A 17,856-nucleotide genomic window follows, 5' to 3' on the forward strand; every position below is an offset into this window, starting at 1 on the left:
ACCTAATTAATTTTGCCCTCTCACTCCCTCCTGCTTTTTGAGATTACATTTTCGTCCGAATGATAAGTGGTTTGCTGCTTATCGAAATATAGATGTGTAGTTTGAACTGGAAACAAGGCATCACATTTTCTGCAAAGGACCTCGCTAAATCTCATCTCTAACCCATTTGCTCTTTAGATTTATTGATTGAATCAATTTAGGTCCAGCCTCGAAAATCGTGAATGTTTCCATTTTGTCAGGCCAAGGAGGTCTCCAATGGATGTCGTGAATAACCGTAGGGCTACTTTTAAAAAAATATTAAATGTAACAAGTGGCAACTTTTTAGAGCAGTACGACTTTTTTCTTTTTGGTTTCTATGCCACTTATATCGCGGCAAAATTTTTCCACTCTGAAAATGAATATGTCTCTTTAATGATGACATTTACCGTATTTGCTGCGGGTTTTCTGATGCGTCCTCTCGGCGCTATTTTCTTGGGCGCTTATGTCGACAGAGTTGGTCGACGTAAGGGTCTTATTGTTACTTTAAGTCTTATGGCCATCGGAACCATCTTAATTACCTTTGTACCAGGTTATGAAACCATAGGTATTATTGCCCCGATTTTGGTGGTGATTGGACGTCTATTACAAGGCTTCTCGGCAGGTGTTGAATCTGGCGGTGTTTCTATTTATCTAGCAGAAATTGCAACAGATAAAAATCGCGGATTTATCACAAGCTGGCAGTCTGGCAGCCAACAAGTTGCTGTTGTGTTTGCTGCATTACTTGGCTACTGGCTCAACACCATCTTAACTACGGCTCAAGTGGGTGAATGGGGCTGGCGTATTCCGTTCTTGATCGGTTGTTTGATTATTCCGTTAATCTTCTTGTTCCGTCGTACTTTAGAGGAAACTGAAGACTTTAAATCGCAAAAGACCCATCCTTCAACAAAAGAAATTTTTAGCACACTGGCGAGCAACTGGCGCATCGTCCTTGCAGGCATGATGATGAGTGCAATGACGACGACCACGTTCTACTTTATTACGGTTTACACCACAGTGTATGCAAAACGTAATTTAGAAATGTCAGTAACAGACAGCCTTTTAGCAACAGTGTTTGTTGGTTTGTCTAATTTCTTCTGGTTACCAATGGGTGGTTTGCTTTCAGACAAAATTGGTCGCCGTCCAGTTCTAGTCGGTATTACCACACTTGCTCTCTTTACAAGTTATCCAGTTTTAAATTGGTTAGTGAGCAACATTAGCTTCTCAAACCTTCTAATTACGCTTGCTTACTTCTCGTTCTTCTTTGGTATGTACAACGGAACCATGGTCGCAACGCTTGCAGAAGTGATGCCGAAACGTGTGCGTACAGTTGGTTTTTCTTTAGCCTTCAGCCTTGCAGCCGCTATTTTTGGTGGTATGACCCCAATGGCTTGTACCTTCCTTGTCGAAAACACAGGCAACCCAAGTACCCCTGCTTTCTGGCTCATGCTTGCTGCGGTCTGTAGCCTCATCTCAAGCTTGTATCTATGCCGGGGTTCTAAACAGAAAAATACTGACGCGATTGCTGAACCTGCAAAAATTAGCGCTTAAAACAACTACTACTTAACCTGAAATTTTAATGAACAGTACGGCAGATCTTAAATCTCCGTACTGTGTTCTCCTGTCATTAAAGCGAGATACTATGAAAAAGTCCCCTATCTTCATGACCATTTGCCTAGCTAGTGCTGGCTTAGGCTCAACTCTTGCTAACGCAGATACTATAGAAGTAATTAGCTCAGGTGGTTTTTATTCATCTATGGAAAAGCTCATTCCATTATTTGAAAAACAAACAGGCCATACCGTGCATCTCTCGTCTGGTTCATCAATGGGTGCATCACCGACTGCAATTCCAAATCGACTCGATCGTGGTGAACGTTTTGATGTGGTGGTCTTGGCTGCTCCTGAACTCAACAAGCTCGCAGAAAAGGGTTATGTAGACCCAAATTCACAAAGTGCATTAGTGAATTCAAGCATTGGTATGGCTGTGCCTAAAGGTGCACCAAAACCAGATATTAGCTCTGCGGCAAAATTTGAAAAAGTTTTATTAAATGCCAAGCACATCGGCTATTCAGCAAGTGCGAGCGGTACGCATCTTGAAAAAGATGTTTTCCCAAGCTTCCCGCCTGTCAAGTACAAAGTAATTTCGAGTAAGGCAGAAAAAGTAGTTGGTGATCGCGTTGCAAAACGTATCGCCGAAGGCCAGTTTGATATTGGTTTCCAGCAAATTAGTGAAATCAAACCTTTTACAGGCAAATATGGTCAAGTTGAATTAGTCGGCCCAATCCCTGCACCTTATCAAAAAGTGACGGTATTTGCGGCAGGCATTGGTAAAAACTCGGAACATGCAAAAGTCGCAAAAGAGTTAATTAAATTTGTGAAATCGCCACAAGCAACACAAATTATTGAAGAACAGGGTCTTGAGCAGGTTAAAGAATAAAAGCTCTAAAAGGCAACATCTTGAGGTGATGTTGCCTTTACTCTATTGCCAGTTTACTCAAAGCAATAGAGTAAAAACTATAGCGACAAACCAGTGTAGAATTAATCCATAAAGGTTAATGTAGTATTTGCCGTGGAACTGAAACAATTAAAGTATTTTATTGCAGTGATCGAGTCAGGAAGCTTGGGTAAAGCTGCAAAAAATCTCGATATTGGAACTTCTGCATTAAGCCAGCAAATCTCAAAATTAGAAAGTGAACTTTCCATTCGCCTTTTACAACGTACCGCTTTGGGTACGGTTCCCACCCCTGCGGGCTTAGCTTTTTTTCAACAAGTGCAACTGGCACTTAGACACCTAGACCATGCTGTAGACTCTGCGCATTCTTCGCGTTTAAGTGGTCACGTCACCGTCGGTTTTTCGCCGAGTGTTGCAGCAGTTATTGGCACACACTTTTTAAAACTGATGAGAAACCGTTACCCCGACATTAAAGTCCGTTTAATTGAAGGTTTATCAGGTGATCTCAAAGCCTTGGTGAATGCAAGGCAGCTCGATGTTGCCATCATCTTTAGTGATGATGTTGACCCACAGTGGGCTATACAGCCTTTAGTCAAAGAACAGATGTTTTTAATCTCGCCTAAAGAAGTGCTGAGTCAGTACGATCTTGAAAACTGTATCGACACTCAGACCATTAATCATTCACAGCTTAAAGAACTCCCTCTGATTTTACCGAGTCAACGACATGGACTGCGCTTGTTGCTCGAACAGCAAATTCATCAGCTTAAAGTGGCATATGAAATTGATGGGCTGCATTTGTTAATGGAAAGCATTAGCCAACTCGAAATGGCAACCATCCAACCTGCGGGTGCATCGTTAAACTCGCGGCAAGACCTATGTTTGCTACGCGTTGTAGAACCTGCCATTGAACGTATTAACTATTTAATTAGTCTCTCTGAAGAAGAACTCTCGCCTGCCACCTTAGCCACGAAGGTGGTGATTCGTGCCTGTGTAGCAAACTTGATTAACGAAAAGCGCTGGCCCGGTGCGGAGCTCATAAACACTTAAGCCATTAGTGTTTATTTTTACTAAACACCTATTCAAGCCTAGCCTCTCACTTCGCCTTCCCTTTTAAAGCTACATTAGCCCTAGCTGAGAAAGGGAGAAATCCATGCATGATGTGATTGTAATTGGTGGTGGGAATGCCGCACTGTGTGCCGCGCTCACGGCAAAAGAAAGCGGTGCTTCTGTGCTTGTCATAGAAGCAGCACCTAAAGAATGGCGTGGTGGTAACTCACAACATACTCGTAACCTTCGCTGCATGCATGATGCTCCTCAAGATGTATTGGTTGATGCCTACCCCGAAGAAGAATATTGGCAAGACCTACTTAAAGTGACTGCGGGCAAAACCAATGAGCACTTAGCCCGTCTGGTCATTCGTAGCACGGCGACCTGCCGCGACTGGATGCGTAAACATGGTGTGAATTTTCAGCCGCCGTTATCGGGTGCTTTGCATGTTGCACGTACTAATGCTTTTTTTATGGGTGGTGGTAAAGCCCTCATTAATGCGTACTACCGTAGTGCCCAAGGACTTGGTATCGAAATTTTATACAACACAAAAATTAAAGATCTAAAGTTAAATCAAGGACATTTTGAAGCTGCAATTGCTGAAGATGGCCGTGTATTTAAAGCAAAAAGCTGTGTATTGGCCGCAGGTGGTTTTGAGTCAAATCTTGAATGGTTAAGAGAAGCATGGGGACAAAATGAAAACGGCGAATGGCCTGCCGATAATTTCATTATTCGTGGTACCCGCTTTAATCAAGGCAACTTGCTTAAATTTATGATAGATCAAGGCGCCGATATTATTGGTGATCCATCACAATCGCACTGTGTCGCCGTAGATGCACGCGCACCCTTATATGACGGTGGTATTTGTACTCGTATTGACTGCGTTTCCTTGGGAATTGTGGTCAATAACAAAGCTGAACGTTTTTATGATGAAGGCGAAGACTTCTGGCCAAAACGTTATGCGATTTGGGGCCGTCTTGTTGCCAAACAGCCACAGCAAATTGCTTATTCGATTATTGATTCAAAAGCCATTGGTCGCTTTATGCCACCTGTATTTGCTGGCGTAAAAGCAAATAGCATTCAAGAGTTAGCCGAAAAAATCGGGCTAGATGTCAAAACCTTATGCCATACCGTAGAAGAGTTTAATCAAGCCTGTGTGCAAGGCACCTTTAACCATACCGTTTTAGATGACTGCACCACCGAAAATATTGTTCCCAACAAAACCCATTGGGCTGTTCCTCTCGACCAGCCACCCTTCTATGCCTATGCGCTTAAACCCGGCATTACCTTTACCTATTTAGGTTTAAAAGTCGAAGATGATGCTGCTGTACGTTTTAACAATAAGCCAAGCCGCAACCTGTTTGTCGCAGGTGAAATGATGGCAGGTAACGTACTTGGTCAGGGTTATACCGCGGGCGTTGGTATGTCGATCGGAACGACATTTGGGCGAATTGCCGGAAAAAATGCCGCCCGCTATGCACTTTCACAAGGAGTTGAACATGAATGCTAATAGCAAAGCCCTAATTCCAGTTGTTCAGCTCTCAGACCACGAGCAAGAAGTCCAAAGAGCCCTACAGATTTGTAATGCTTGTCGCTACTGTGAGTCATTTTGCGCTGTTTTTGCGGCGATGACTAAGCGTCTTGAGTTTAACCAAGCCGATATTCATTACTTAGCAAACCTATGTCATAACTGTGGGGCTTGTTTACACGCTTGCCAATATGCTCCACCGCATGAGTTTGGCGTAAACATTCCTAAAGCGATGGCACAAATACGTTTAGAGACTTACCAAGAATTTGCGACTCCTCAGCCTTTAGGTCGACTTTATAAATCTGTGGGTATTCCTTTTGTCTCGGCTTTAACACTTATTTTCTTTTTTTGCATGTTAGCCGTAGTGTGGTGGAAAGGCACTGACTTATTTGCAGGTTACCAAGGTAATTTCTATGCGATTTTCCCGCATAACTTTTTAGCACTATTGTTTGGAACGACCTTTACAGTTGCGATTGTTTTGCTCGGCATTGGAATTAGCAAATTCTGGCGACAAACTTCTAAAGTCATTCATGGCAAAGTTGAGAAACCCGATCTGGTTCAAGCTACCCAAAATGTATTAACGCTTAAATATTTAGATGGCGGTCATGGTAAAGGCTGTAATGAGCAAGATGACCGTTACACACAAATCCGCCGAGTGTTCCATCACCTGACGTTTTATGGCTTTATGCTCTGCTTTGCAGCTACAGGTGTAGCGACTTTATATCATTATTTTCTTGACCTACATGCGCCTTATCCTTACCTAAGCTTGCCTGTAATTTTAGGAACTTTGGGTGGAATTGGCTTAGTGATTGGACCATCCGGCTTGCTCTATTTAAATCTTAAACGCCATCCGTTGCATGGTGACCGTGAGCAAAAACCTGTAGATCGAGGCTTTATCTTCCTTCTGCTTATCGTTAGCGCTTCAGGGTTAGCACTCATGGCATTTCGCAATACCCCTTACATGGCACTTTTACTGATTTTCCATTTAGCCACAGTCATGACCTTCTTTATTACCATGCCATTTGGAAAGTTCGCACATGGTTTTTACCGCAGTGCTTCTTTACTCAAATTTGCCATCGAAGAACGTATTTCTAAGAAGTCATAATTTCATTCAAAAGTATTCACTATCTTGGCATAGTGAATACTTTTATTATTTTTAAGCTCAAAACATTTCATACCGTCTCTACTTTTTACTATTTAAAATTCCTAAGCCATACATCGGCCATTTCGTACTCGCTTTAATATTATTAATGAACATCGCCACTAAAACTAAAGACACTGCACCGACCAAAACAGGGAAAATTAAGAAATTCCACTCGTAATGTATGCTGCTTGCGGTGAGCAAAATAACCAAAGGATTAGCTCCAGCAGGTGGATGAACGCATTTAAAAACCTGCATGAGCGCAATTGCACAGCCCACTGAAAAAGCAATTGTAAAAATGGAAACACCGACAAATTTTAGAAAAAACAAACCCACAAAAGCCGAAATAAGATGCCCAAATATAATATTTCTGGGCTGTGCCAAAGGTGACTGCGACACGGTATAGAGCAATACACAGGTTGCACCAAACGGCGCCATGATAAAGATATTGTGTGTGAGCTTACTCAACCACAACAGTATAAAAATACTGAGCGTCCCCCCAACAAGGCTTCTTAAGACATCAACTTTAGTGGGCGACGGAGCCAGTTTTTCTTTGCCATAAAAGATCGAGAACATGGTTTTATTCCTTAAACAGACATTGCTTTTTAAAAAGCATATAGATAAAATTTCAAATAGTACAGATCTGTACTATTTTATTTTTTGGAAAAGACACATGTCAAAATCTGCCTTAAAAATATTAGATACAGCCGAGAAGTTATTTAATGAAAATAGTTTTGTCGGGGTTGGCGTTGACCTGATTCGCGATGAATCTGGCTGCTCTAAAACCACCATGTACACGTACTATAAAAATAAAAATCAACTGGTTAAGTCTGTGCTCGTTGCACGTGATGAGCGATTCAAGCAAAGCCTTTTGGGCTATGTGGGAGATGCAACAGGGCTAGAGGCCATCAATAAAATTCTGGATTGGCATACCAACTGGTTTAGACAAGATTTTTTTAAGGGCTGTTTATTTGTAAGAGCTGTCGCTGAATCTAACCAAGATGATCAAGACATTATTTCTATTTCTAAAGCCCATAAACAATGGATTAAAGTATTGATTGCACAAAACTGCAATATACCCAATGGTGAAGCTTTATCTGAGCTGATCTATACGGTGATTGAAGGGCTAATTAGCCGCTTTTTAGTCGATGGTTTCGATGAAACACTTGCGACAAACATGAAAAACTCTATTAATCAATTATTTAATATTCATAAACATTAGCATGAGAACTTAAAATGGAAGTGGACCATATTTTTATTTGTGTACAATCAGGCGCTCCCGAAGCTGAAACTTTAAAAAAATTCGGTCTAACAGAAGGTTCATCCAACAAGCACCCGGGTCAAGGTACCGAAAACAGACGATTTTTCTTTAAAAATAGCTTTATCGAATTAATCTTTTTAAATAATCCAGAAGAAGCCTCAAGCGATCTCACCAAACCAACTCTGCTTTTTGAACGACTCAGTGCTCAAGATAATATCGCATCCCCTTTTGGAATTTGCTTTAGACCTAAAAATAAAGATGATAACGGCGCAAAATTTCCTCATTGGGTTTACAAGCCAAGCTATTTACCAGCCAGCTTAGAAGTAAATGTTGCCAAAGATGCTGTGGTATCTGAACCGATGTGGTTCTTCCTTTCATTTGCTTCACGACCAGACCTTGCTGTAAAAGACAAACAACAACCACTTGTGCATAGCAAAGATTTATCAGAAATCACCGCGATTAAGGTTTCTGTTCCAAACCTTAAGCAGCATCCTACTTCATTACTGTTCAATACAGTTGATAATTTTGAAGTAACTGATGGATCGGAGCATTTAATGGAAATTAGTTTTGATCATGAGCCTCAAGGAATGATTCATGATTTCAGACCAGAGTTGCCGCTTATTTTTAAATATTAAAGCTCTTACTTTTTAATAAAAAAACTGTGATTTATTGCGAATCACAGTTTCCATTTAAATTGAATCACATTAAAAGCGACAATAGCTTAAGCAATTTTCCCATCAATAATGCCCTTCTCCTTTAATGCAGCCAGCTCTTCTGCTGTTTTAAATCTCGATAAGATTTGAGCGGTATGTTCACCTAGTTCTGGTGGTGCATGATGATATTCAACTGGAGTATCAGACAGTTTGATGGGTGAACCAATCGTTTGAAAGTTTTCATTTAAACGATGAGGAATGTTCACCACCAAATTGCGATGTACGATTTGTGGTTCAGCCAAGGCATCTTCAATAGAGTTGATAACACCTACGGGTACTTTTAAAGCATGAATCATCTCAACCCATTCTTTGGCAGTTTTCTGCAGAAAGTGCTCCGACAATAAAGGAATCAGTTCATTTCGATATTTGACACGATCTTGATTGCGTACAAACTTTTCATTTTCGAGTAACTCTGGATAACCAATCGCAATACACAAATCTTTAAACTGTTTATCGTTACCGCACGCAATAATAAATTCTTTATCTTTAGCCTTAAAAGTTTGATACGGCACAATACTCGGGTGTTGATTACCCATGCGCTGTGGGGCTTTACCCGAAGCTAAATAGTTCATTCCCTGATTTGCCAGTGCCGCGACCTGTACATCAAGTAAGGACATATCAATATACTGACCGCGCCCCGTGTGCGAGCGTGCAATCAATGCTGCCTGAATCGCAATGGTAGAATATAGACCAGTTTGAATATCTACCACAGCCACACCAACCTTTTGTGCACCACCACCAGCCACATCATCAGGCTCGCCAGTAATGCTCATTAAGCCAGACATACCCTGAATAATAAAATCATAACCGGGTTCTTCTGCACGTGGACCATCTTGCCCAAAACCAGTAATCGAGCAATAAATAATATTTGGGTTTAACTCATTTAAGGAAGCATAATCCAAACCATATTTAGCCAAAGATCCTGTCTTATAATTTTCAATTACCACGTCGGCAGTCTTGGCAATTTCATAAATTAAGGCCTGACCTTCAGGTGTGGTTATGTCTACCGCAACCGAATATTTATTGCGGTTGGTACACTGAAAATAGCCAGATTCACGAGTCATGTTACCGTCTTGATCGGGCATCCATGGTGGACCCCACATGCGGGTGTCATCACCGACTCGAGGACGTTCAATTTTAATCACTTCCGCGCCAAGGTCTGCCAAGATTTGCCCACACCATGGCCCCGCAAGCACACGACTTAAATCTAAAACACGAATTCCTTGTAATGCGCCCATAACGATACCCTTATCTTTTTAGAAAGTACTCAACGCACCTTCTTTTCATTGTTTATGATTGTCTTTGTGGATCGTACTGACGATCTTTAATAAATAAGCCCGGCAATACACCCGCAACAAAATACGCAGCTCCCATCACAATAAAGGCCATGGTAAACGTACCTCCCGACGCTAAGAATCCAATGGTGGCTGGTGCAATCGCTGCCCCGACACGACCAATGTTATAAGCACCGCCAATGGCTGTTCCGCGCACATCGGTTGAAAAACTTTCAGCCATATAAGTCGCGTTCACACCATATGGAATGCCGTATAAAAAGCCAAAAGTGATCAATAAATACAAAATATTGTCAGGGGTATTGAAGAAAATAATGATTGGCAAGAATACAGCGCTGGCAATTGTTCCAAACACAAAAACAGCACGGCGGTTAAATTTGTCAGCAAGATAACCCGCTAAAATTTTGCCTAGAATCATTGCAGTATATGAACCCACCATATAACTGGTTAAGTTTTTAAAGTTCATATGTACTTCTGTTTCTAAATAACTTGGCATCCAGTTGTTAATGCCGTAATAACCAAACTGCAAGAAGAATGCTGTGGTCATCCACAACAAAAACATTTTACGGTGCTTAAAGTTATTAAAGATTTGTTTGTAAATACTGCTACTTTTTGGCTTTTCAGCCACGACCATTTCTTTAGGTTGTCTGTTGCCTTGTAAGCTTTCAATTTTGGTGAGCTGCCAAGATTTTGGCTCTGGCACAAATCGTTGTAGGAAAATATTAACAAAAGCAGGCACTACGGTCAGGAAGAACAAAACACGCCAGCCATGATCTGGAATAATTGCACCAGCTAATAACGTCGCAGCAATATAACCTACGGTCTGCCCCGTCTGTAATGTGCCCAAGACCGTTGTACGGTAAGTTGTCGGCACATATTCAGCCATTAAGGTATTACAAGCCATATAGAGTGCTCCGATTCCCAAAGCACCAATAAAACGTAAAGCCATAAATTGCTCGAAGCTTTGCGTAAAGCCTAACAAACAAGTCGCTACCGAAAAGAAGGTTACCGAGTTGGCAATCGTTCGTACACGGCCAAACTTATCACATGCCCAACCACCCAAAATACCGCCAATCCCCATACCTGCCAAAGAAGCACTGCCTAAAGCACCCGCTTGAAAGGTACTTAAACCAAACTCTGCCTTTAAACTGGTCAAGCTATAAGACAGCAGCATAATATCAATGCCATCGACCACCATCGCAAAATAGGCAAATAACAACGCCCATTTCCATGTATGAGGTCCAATTTTTTCATATGTTCCAAGGTTACTTGAAAATGTATTTCTTAATTCTTTCGATATTACTTGAACGTCATTGTTCATCTTTAGTTCCTCATTTTCCCAAATGAGTCATCGATAGCTTACTTATGTTTTCTGTATGACTTAATCTTCTTTACTTTTCATCGTCTTACATTTACTTTTAAGTACACAGAGGACATCTTCACATGAGTATCCTTACGATGAATCTTGTCATTTTCCATAAATTTTTGCGTAAAAATCCCTAAAGGTGCTCCCGAAAGAACACCTCTATTTTTAAAAATGAGTGAGTTAGTTACTAAATGCGGCTATGCCTGTTTGTGCACGACCTAAAATCAAGGCATGAACGTCATGTGTGCCTTCATAGGTATTTACGACTTCAAGATTGACCAAATGACGTGCCACACCAAACTCGTCACTAATACCGTTTCCACCCATCATGTCACGTGCCATGCGGGCAATATCAAGCGCCTTTCCACAGTTATTGCGCTTAATTAGGGATGTGCCTTCAACTGATGCAATACCTTCATCTTTCATACGGCCAAAACGTAAAGCTGCCTGTAAACCCAAAGCAATTTCAGTTTGCATATCTGCGAGTTTCTTTTGAATCAACTGATTTGCAGCCAACGGACGACCAAATTGTTTACGGTCCATGGTGTATTGATGTGCAGTATGCCAGCAGAACTCGGCAGCACCCATTGCACCCCATGCAATACCATAACGGGCACTGTTCAAACAGGTAAATGGGCCTTTTAAACCTCGAATTTCAGGGAATGCATTTTCTTCAGGTACAAAAACGTTATCCATTACAATTTCACCTGTAATCGATGCACGTAAACCAACCTTGCCATGAATGGCAGGCGCAGATAGCCCTTCCCAACCCTTTTCTAAAATAAAGCCGCGAATATCACCCACATTACCTTCAGCAGAAACTTCTTTTGCCCAGACGACAAATACATCGGCAATTGGGCTATTAGTAATCCACATTTTTGCGCCAGTTAAACGGTAACCACCATCAACTTTTTTAGCACGGGTAATCATACTGCCCGGGTCTGAGCCATGGTCAGGCTCGGTCAAACCAAAACAGCCAATGTATTCACCCGTAGCTAGTTTAGGTAAGTACTTCTGCTTTTGTTCTTCACTACCAAACTCATGAATTGGAACCATCACCAATGAGCTTTGCACGCTCGCCATAGAGCGGTAACCTGAGTCAACATATTCAATTTCACGCGCAACCAAACCATAACTCACATAGTTCAAACCCGCGCCGCCATATTGCTCAGGAATGGTTGGCCCCAGTAAGCCAAGCTCTCCCATTTCACGGAAAATAGATGGATCTGTTGTTTCATGACGGAATTGTTCAAGTACACGTGGTTGCAAACGTTCTTGGCAATAGGCATGAGCCGCATCACGAATCATGCGCTCATCTGGGCTAAGCTGTTGCTCAATTAAAAATGGGTCTTGCCAGTTAAATTGAACTTTTGCTTTTTTTGTTGTCACCATGTGATTCATCGCATCCTCTGCATGATTTGATCTTCTTTATTTAACTCGATGTTATGCGTGAAAAATGCAGTAATCAAACGATAAATGTTCATGCAGATATGCGACTTACGCATATTTAAAATAAGACGCATAAACTTTAGATATTTAATTCGTTGTATTTCATTAAAAATGGCTTATTTTTATACTAAACTTAGATACCTGCATGTAGATCATATGCTGTTTTGAAATATGACGACAAATAAAAGGATTTATTTATGCGAAGAAGCATCCCTTCCATTCAGGGTCTAATTTGCTTTGAAAGTGCAGCAAAACATCTAAGCTATACCTATGCTGCGCAAGAGCTATGCATTACTCAAAGTGCAGTTTCGCGCCAAATTCAGCAGTTAGAAGACTTCTTGGGCGTTGAACTCTTTATCCGTACTCGGCATGGTGTTGAACTGACCATTGCAGGACAACAATATTTTAAAAGCATTAAACCCTACTTGTTAGGGCTAGAGAAATGTACGGCCGATGTGATTTCTCATAAGGGTTTAGGTGGAACATTAAAGTTAGGTGTGGTTCCTACCTTTGCAACGCGATGGTTATTACCCAAGCTCCATCTTTTAAATCAAAAACACCCTGAAATTACAGTTCACTTAGAAACTAGTACCAAGCCCTTTTTATTTAATGACAATATTTTTGACGCTGCCATTTTTGCAGGTACGCAGCAGCAAATTGACCACTGGCCCGGCATACAAGCACATTATTTAATGGATGAAGAAATTGTACCTGTATGCTCACCAAGGCTCATCGAAAAGTATTTTCCAGATGCTGTGATGATTAATGAAAATACCTATGATCTAAGCTGCGAGGATTTACTAAAAATTCCCCTACTACAACAAACCACTCGGCCTAGCATTTGGCAAGAATGGTTTCTAACCCATCAGATGAAACACCCTAAGCCTTTTGATGGACAACGCCATGAGTTATTTTCAATGCTTGCGGTTGCCGCGAGTCATGACATGGGAATGGCTTTAATTCCACAAATGCTGATTGAGTCTGAACTACAAAAAAAAGAACTGGTGATTGTTTCCAATAAGAAACTAAAAGGTAGCCGAAAGTACTATCTCATTCATTCGAGCCAAGATATCTCACCGACTATTCAAAAATTTGTTGAGTGGATTTACCAAGAGTTAGAGCAGCTAAAGAGTAATTCAAATTAGCCCAATAGCCTTTATTTATGCCCAATAACGCGAACTATACTCATAAAAAAAGATTGTGATTAATCAAATCACAATCTTTTTAGTTAAGTGTAAATGACTTTGAAATTAATGACTCATTAATTGAATATCTGAACCGCTACGTTTCGGGTCAATCAAAATTTTTGCATGCTGTTCAGGATCACGTAATGCTTCAAATGCATTAGTTACGCCTTCTAGGCCAACAACACCAGTAATGAGCGGTGAGCAATTTACTTTACCTTCTGCAATCATATGTAGTGCATCTCGGAACTCAAGCGGTGTATAGCCCAACACGAACTGAATTTCTAGCTCTTTATTAATCGCAAGTGCTGGTTCTATTTTGTCACTTTGCATGCATACGCCTACCCCGACAATTCGGGAAAACAAAGGCGCCCCTTCAATAATTTGCTGCAAAACACCCGGTACACCGACACACTCAAAAATAACAGGGCGTTTTGGCAGAGCACCCAATTTATCAATCATGCGCCATCCATGCCACCACGGTAAGCGAGTCGCTTGTAACTTATCAAACAGTCCCATCCCCATGTTAATGGCATCAGAAACATTACCAAGCAAACCAAACTCTTTCCAGTTGGCAAATGGCGATGTCTCTTTAGGGTCTACCACAATATCTGCACCACATTGCTCGGCAAGCTTACGACGGTTTGGTGAAAAGTCGCTGGCAACCACAGTTTTAACCCCAGCCGCTTTAAGCATTAATATGACACCTAGCCCGACAGGTCCACAGCCAATCACAATAGCAGGTTCACTAGTTTTTACACGGCTACGGCGAACAGCATGCAATGCAACCGCCATAGGTTCAGTCATGGCAGCACTATCCGCATCTAGACCATTCGGGACTTCAAACATCAAGCTTGATTGAGCCAATACTTGCTCGGCATAACCACCCGAAGCATTTGGCGAAAGTCCCGTAGACAAATAACCATGCTGATCAACGTTTAAAAGCGGCATTGCGCAAACAAGTGTATCAGCTTTAAATTTGTGACGTGTTTTTGGGCCGTAGTCTAAAACCCTGCCACAGAACTCATGCCCCAATACAAACGAATCTGTAGACTTGGCTAAACCATTAAACCCGACACGTGCAGCTAAATTATGCATGTGGTCGCAGTGGTGCTGCATATGTAAATCTGAACCACAGATCCCGCATCGCACCACTTCCAATAAAACCTGCCCTTTTGCAGGCATTAAGTTCGGTTGGTCCACGACTTGCAACGTTGCTTGATGACAAAGTACCGACTTCATTTGAGCGCTTCCTATTTCTTCTTTTTCATTTACTTGCCAGAAATAGATTTCTACAGATAAATTAATCGCCTTATCAGTTTGGTCTTTAGCAAGCCTTTATTCATCTTTACAACTAAAAGGCAAAATACCAATGACCATTCTTCAGCCAATCCACTCTTGAAGAGTCAACAAAAAAAGGCTCAGCGAAATTAAAAACAATAAAAATCTTGGTGCTTGTATCTTACACAGGCTGCGTTGTCTTCTTAGGCCAGAACAATGTCATCAAAATTAAAACTTATACAAATATAGTAAGTTCAAAAAACTCAACTCAAAGCTTTTCACAAAAACATAGCAAATCCAAACTTTTATCAGTGCATCTAAACAGGCATGATAAATTAAGATGAACAGAGTAAGAAGAAATCTATGATTACAAAAACGCTCCCGCTTACAGATATACACCGCCACCTTGATGGCAACATCCGCATTCAAACCATTTTAGAGTTGGGGCAACAATACAATTTAGATTTGCCTGCTTACGACATTGAATCTTTACGACCACACGTACAAGTGATGGATAACCAACCCGACTTATTAAGTTTTTTATCTAAGCTCGATTGGGGCGTAAAAGTATTAGCGAGCCTAGATGCCTGCAAACGCATTGCTTTTGAAAACATGCAAGATGCAGCACAGCAAGGCCTAGACTATGTAGAACTGCGTTTTTCACCGGGTTATATGGGCATGACACATCAACTCCCCCTTGAGGGCGTTGTTGAAGCTGTGATTGCTGGAGTAAAAGAAGGTAGTCAAGCTTACGGAGTAAAAGCGAATTTAATCGGCATTATGAGTCGTACTTTTGGTCAAGAAGCCTGCGAAAAAGAATTAAATGCCCTACTTGCCCATAAAAATGATATTAAAGCGTTGGATCTCGCTGGAGATGAGCTTGGTTTTCCGGGCAATTTATTCATTGATCACTTTAAAAAAGCGCGTGATGCAGGTTGGCACATTACAGTACATGCAGGCGAAGCTGCCGGCCCAGAAAGTATTTGGCAAGCTATTGAAGAATTAGGTGCTGAACGAATTGGACATGGTGTTAAAGCAGTTCAAGATTTAAAACTTTTAGATTATTTGGCTAAACACCAAATTGGTATTGAATCTTGCCTCACCTCAAATATTCAAACCAATACAGTTCCCTCTTTAGCAGAGCACCCATTAAAGACTTTTTTAGAACATGGTGTACTTGCCACTATTAATACAGATGACCCAGCAGTAGAAGGCATTGAGATACAACATGAATATTTAACTGCTGCCCCATTGGCAGGATTAACCCCTGAGCAAATTTATACAGCTCAAGAAAACGGTCTTAAAATCGCATTTTTATCAGATCAAGAAAAAGATGAGTTAAGGCAGAAATATCAATAACAGAGCTTATATGTATATAAGGAGACGAATTCAAATATTGGAGGCGTTTGAATTAAAATTTAGATATATAAAACAAAAAAATTCCTTCTATCAATAAGACAAGAAGAAATTATTTTTAATATTTGGGATATTTTATAAAGCTTGAACGATTTTAAATATGGTCGGAGCAGTAGGATTCGAACCTACGACCCCCTGGTCCCAAACCAGGTGCACTACCAGGCTGTGCTATGCTCCGAAATTGGGGTGAATGACGGGATTCGAACCCGCGACAACTGGAATCACAATCCAGGGCTCTACCAACTGAGCTACATCCACCATCAAATAAGTTCTATGTACCAAGCTACCGAATGGCGCGCCTGACAGGATTCGAACCTGTGACCATCCGCTTAGAAGGCGGATGCTCTATCCAACTGAGCTACAGGCGCTTAACCGATGATGCTTATCATGCGATACTTCGCCGATCTTAAAATATTATTTTAAGTGGTCGGAGCAGTAGGATTCGAACCTACGACCCCCTGGTCCCAAACCAGGTGCACTACCAGGCTGTGCTATGCTCCGATCTATCTCAGCTTTTGCTGTATCGCACATCGTGCGGTACGGTGTGCATTCTAGGCGCGACGCCCTCAGACGTCAACACCTATTCTCAAAAAAAGTTAAAAATCCTTATCAAATGTATATTTAACAAGCATTTTGAGGTTTTTTAACGTTTTAACGATGCACTAAAGGCTAACATTCGATCTAAAGGCATTTTGGCACGTTCAGCAAGTGCTGGATCGACGTGTATTTCCTGATCACCTTTTTGTAAAACTTCTAAAATTCCGTCGAGTTCATTCATTGCCATCCACGGACAGTGAGCACATGAACGACAAGTTGCCCCCTCACCCGCTGTTGGCGCTTCAACTAAAATCTTATTGGGAACCGCTTGCTGCATTTTGTAGAAAATGCCACGGTCAGTTGCCACAATCAGTCTTTCATTTGGCAAAGTCTGCGCAGCTTTAATCAGTTGAGAAGTACTACCTACTGCATCTGCAATTTCTACAACCGATTCTGGCGATTCTGGATGTACCAATACAGCAGCGTCTGGGTACAGTGCTTTCATGTTGGCAATGCCACGTGCACGGAATTCTTCATGCACAATACATGCACCATCCCAAAGCAACATATCTGCACCAGTTTTCTTTTGAATATAGCGACCTAAGTGCTGATCTGGCGCCCAAATAATTTTTTCGCCTAAGCTGTCTAGATGTTCAACAATTTCAACAGCACAGCTCGAAGTCACGACCCAATCGGCACGTGCTTTAACAGCAGCCGATGTGTTGGCATAAACAACTACGGTATGGTCAGGGTGCTGATCACAAAATGCCGTGAACTCATCAACAGGACAGCCCAAATCGAGTGAACAGGTTGCTTCGAGTGTCGGCATTAAAATTGTTTTTTCAGGAGACAGAATTTTTGCTGTTTCTCCCATAAATTTGACCCCAGCAACAACTAGTGTTGAGGCAGCATGATCTCGTCCAAAACGGGCCATTTCTAAAGAGTCAGAAACGCATCCACCTGTTTTTTCGGCAAGTTCTTGTACTTCAGGGTCGCAATAGTAATGAGCAACAAGGACAGCATCACGTTTTTTGAGCTCTGCTTCGATCTGTGCAAACTTTTGTTGTTTTGCTTCTTCACTTAAGCGATTGTCTTTTGGCTCACCTAAACGGTCTAAATGCGCTTGTACAATGTTTTTTGCATCGTTGGCAATTAAAGTCGCATCACTCATAAA

The 17,856-nt window shown here is 41.4% G+C and carries 15 protein-coding genes and 4 tRNA genes; 9 read left to right on the top strand and 10 right to left on the bottom strand.

Features of this window, described 5'->3' with window-relative positions; all coding sequences use genetic code 11:
* The first annotated feature begins 255 nt into the window (after positions 1–255).
* The 5 genes from tcuC to tcuB all read left to right on the top strand — a co-directional run bounded on the left by tcuC (position 256) and on the right by tcuB (position 6,147).
* The gene (gene tcuC / locus HJG58_RS07575; RefSeq protein WP_170248442.1) at positions 256–1,566 is read left to right on the top strand and encodes an MFS transporter; all 1,311 of its coding nucleotides are present in this window, start codon (positions 256–258) and stop codon (positions 1,564–1,566) included.
* Positions 1,567–1,657: 91 nt separating this feature from the next.
* On the top strand, positions 1,658–2,452 hold the full coding sequence (locus HJG58_RS07580) for a substrate-binding domain-containing protein (RefSeq protein ID WP_216076531.1): 795 nt from the start codon (positions 1,658–1,660) through the stop codon (positions 2,450–2,452).
* A gap of 132 nt (positions 2,453–2,584) precedes the next feature.
* Entirely contained in the window at positions 2,585–3,514 is a 930-nt protein-coding gene (locus HJG58_RS07585) for a LysR family transcriptional regulator (protein ID WP_170248443.1), read from the top strand.
* Positions 3,515–3,617: 103 nt separating this feature from the next.
* Positions 3,618–5,024: an FAD-dependent tricarballylate dehydrogenase TcuA gene (gene tcuA / locus HJG58_RS07590; protein WP_170248444.1), complete on the top strand. Its 1,407-nt coding sequence runs from the start codon at positions 3,618–3,620 to the stop codon at positions 5,022–5,024.
* Positions 5,014–6,147: a tricarballylate utilization 4Fe-4S protein TcuB gene (gene tcuB, locus HJG58_RS07595; protein WP_170248445.1), complete on the top strand. Its 1,134-nt coding sequence runs from the start codon at positions 5,014–5,016 to the stop codon at positions 6,145–6,147. Before tcuA ends, tcuB begins: the two co-directional genes overlap by 11 nt.
* Before the next feature lie 78 nt (positions 6,148–6,225).
* On the opposite strand, the gene HJG58_RS07600 is transcribed toward tcuB, so the two are convergent.
* A complete protein-coding gene (locus HJG58_RS07600; protein WP_170248446.1) occupies positions 6,226–6,759 on the bottom strand; it encodes an HPP family protein in 534 nt (177 codons plus the stop codon).
* Positions 6,760–6,856: 97 nt separating this feature from the next.
* Between HJG58_RS07600 and HJG58_RS07605 the strand changes: the two genes are divergently transcribed.
* Both HJG58_RS07605 and HJG58_RS07610 read left to right on the top strand, forming a co-directional pair.
* A complete protein-coding gene (locus HJG58_RS07605; RefSeq protein ID WP_032042435.1) occupies positions 6,857–7,405 on the top strand; it encodes a TetR/AcrR family transcriptional regulator in 549 nt (182 codons plus the stop codon).
* Between the two features lie 14 nt (positions 7,406–7,419).
* Positions 7,420–8,079: a VOC family protein gene (locus HJG58_RS07610; protein ID WP_170248447.1), complete on the top strand. Its 660-nt coding sequence runs from the start codon at positions 7,420–7,422 to the stop codon at positions 8,077–8,079.
* Between the two features lie 86 nt (positions 8,080–8,165).
* Here the strand turns inward: HJG58_RS07610 and HJG58_RS07615 are convergent, their stop codons facing one another.
* From HJG58_RS07615 to HJG58_RS07625, 3 genes are all read right to left on the bottom strand, one after another.
* Positions 8,166–9,395 carry a CaiB/BaiF CoA transferase family protein gene (locus HJG58_RS07615; protein ID WP_170248448.1) on the bottom strand — a complete coding sequence of 410 codons (1,230 nt, stop codon included), beginning with the start codon at positions 9,393–9,395 and terminating at the stop codon, positions 8,166–8,168.
* A 52-nt stretch (positions 9,396–9,447) separates the two neighbouring features.
* Positions 9,448–10,770, bottom strand: a complete 1,323-nt coding sequence (locus tag HJG58_RS07620; RefSeq protein WP_170248449.1) for an MFS transporter — start codon at positions 10,768–10,770, stop codon at positions 9,448–9,450.
* 225 nt (positions 10,771–10,995) lie between these two features.
* Positions 10,996–12,216, bottom strand: coding sequence for an acyl-CoA dehydrogenase (locus HJG58_RS07625; RefSeq protein ID WP_170248450.1), 1,221 nt, complete (start codon positions 12,214–12,216; stop codon positions 10,996–10,998).
* A 245-nt stretch (positions 12,217–12,461) separates the two neighbouring features.
* Here HJG58_RS07625 and HJG58_RS07630 point away from each other — a divergent pair, with 245 nt between their 5' ends.
* Positions 12,462–13,409 (top strand): LysR substrate-binding domain-containing protein, encoded by a 948-nt coding sequence (locus HJG58_RS07630; protein ID WP_170248451.1) that lies wholly within the window; start codon positions 12,462–12,464, stop codon positions 13,407–13,409.
* Between the two features lie 105 nt (positions 13,410–13,514).
* On the opposite strand, the gene HJG58_RS07635 is transcribed toward HJG58_RS07630, so the two are convergent.
* Positions 13,515–14,690, bottom strand: a complete 1,176-nt coding sequence (locus HJG58_RS07635; protein ID WP_170248452.1) for a zinc-binding dehydrogenase — start codon at positions 14,688–14,690, stop codon at positions 13,515–13,517.
* A 402-nt stretch (positions 14,691–15,092) separates the two neighbouring features.
* Here HJG58_RS07635 and add point away from each other — a divergent pair, with 402 nt between their 5' ends.
* A complete protein-coding gene (gene add, locus HJG58_RS07640) occupies positions 15,093–16,088 on the top strand; it encodes an adenosine deaminase (protein WP_170248453.1) in 996 nt (331 codons plus the stop codon).
* Between the two features lie 158 nt (positions 16,089–16,246).
* On the opposite strand, the gene HJG58_RS07645 is transcribed toward add, so the two are convergent.
* The 5 genes from HJG58_RS07645 to nadA form a co-directional block, all read right to left on the bottom strand.
* Positions 16,247–16,323: transfer RNA gene (locus HJG58_RS07645), tRNA-Pro, on the bottom strand.
* Between the two features lie 4 nt (positions 16,324–16,327).
* Positions 16,328–16,403: transfer RNA gene (locus tag HJG58_RS07650), tRNA-His, on the bottom strand.
* Between the two features lie 33 nt (positions 16,404–16,436).
* A tRNA-Arg gene (locus HJG58_RS07655) sits at positions 16,437–16,513 on the bottom strand.
* A gap of 56 nt (positions 16,514–16,569) precedes the next feature.
* Positions 16,570–16,646: transfer RNA gene (locus tag HJG58_RS07660), tRNA-Pro, on the bottom strand.
* A 142-nt stretch (positions 16,647–16,788) separates the two neighbouring features.
* The gene (gene nadA / locus HJG58_RS07665) at positions 16,789–17,853 is read right to left on the bottom strand and encodes a quinolinate synthase NadA (RefSeq protein WP_002115913.1); all 1,065 of its coding nucleotides are present in this window, start codon (positions 17,851–17,853) and stop codon (positions 16,789–16,791) included.
* Between the last annotated feature and the right edge of the window lie 3 nt (positions 17,854–17,856).

The sequence above is a fragment of the Acinetobacter geminorum genome, assembly GCF_013009345.1.
Lineage (GTDB): Bacteria > Pseudomonadota > Gammaproteobacteria > Pseudomonadales > Moraxellaceae > Acinetobacter > Acinetobacter geminorum.

Coding starts and splice junctions, on each gene's coding strand:
- add (WP_170248453.1), top strand. CDS start 15,093: ATGATTACAAAAACGCTCCCGCTTACAGATATACACCGCCACCTTGAT.
- nadA (WP_002115913.1), bottom strand. CDS start 17,853: ATGAGTGATGCGACTTTAATTGCCAACGATGCAAAAAACATTGTACAA.
- HJG58_RS07620 (WP_170248449.1), bottom strand. CDS start 10,770: ATGAACAATGACGTTCAAGTAATATCGAAAGAATTAAGAAATACATTT.
- tcuC (WP_170248442.1), top strand. CDS start 256: ATGGATGTCGTGAATAACCGTAGGGCTACTTTTAAAAAAATATTAAAT.
- HJG58_RS07605 (WP_032042435.1), top strand. CDS start 6,857: ATGTCAAAATCTGCCTTAAAAATATTAGATACAGCCGAGAAGTTATTT.
- tcuB (WP_170248445.1), top strand. CDS start 5,014: ATGAATGCTAATAGCAAAGCCCTAATTCCAGTTGTTCAGCTCTCAGAC.
- HJG58_RS07615 (WP_170248448.1), bottom strand. CDS start 9,395: ATGGGCGCATTACAAGGAATTCGTGTTTTAGATTTAAGTCGTGTGCTT.
- HJG58_RS07635 (WP_170248452.1), bottom strand. CDS start 14,690: ATGAAGTCGGTACTTTGTCATCAAGCAACGTTGCAAGTCGTGGACCAA.
- HJG58_RS07610 (WP_170248447.1), top strand. CDS start 7,420: ATGGAAGTGGACCATATTTTTATTTGTGTACAATCAGGCGCTCCCGAA.
- HJG58_RS07580 (WP_216076531.1), top strand. CDS start 1,658: ATGAAAAAGTCCCCTATCTTCATGACCATTTGCCTAGCTAGTGCTGGC.
- HJG58_RS07630 (WP_170248451.1), top strand. CDS start 12,462: ATGCGAAGAAGCATCCCTTCCATTCAGGGTCTAATTTGCTTTGAAAGT.
- HJG58_RS07625 (WP_170248450.1), bottom strand. CDS start 12,216: ATGAATCACATGGTGACAACAAAAAAAGCAAAAGTTCAATTTAACTGG.
- tcuA (WP_170248444.1), top strand. CDS start 3,618: ATGCATGATGTGATTGTAATTGGTGGTGGGAATGCCGCACTGTGTGCC.
- HJG58_RS07600 (WP_170248446.1), bottom strand. CDS start 6,759: ATGTTCTCGATCTTTTATGGCAAAGAAAAACTGGCTCCGTCGCCCACT.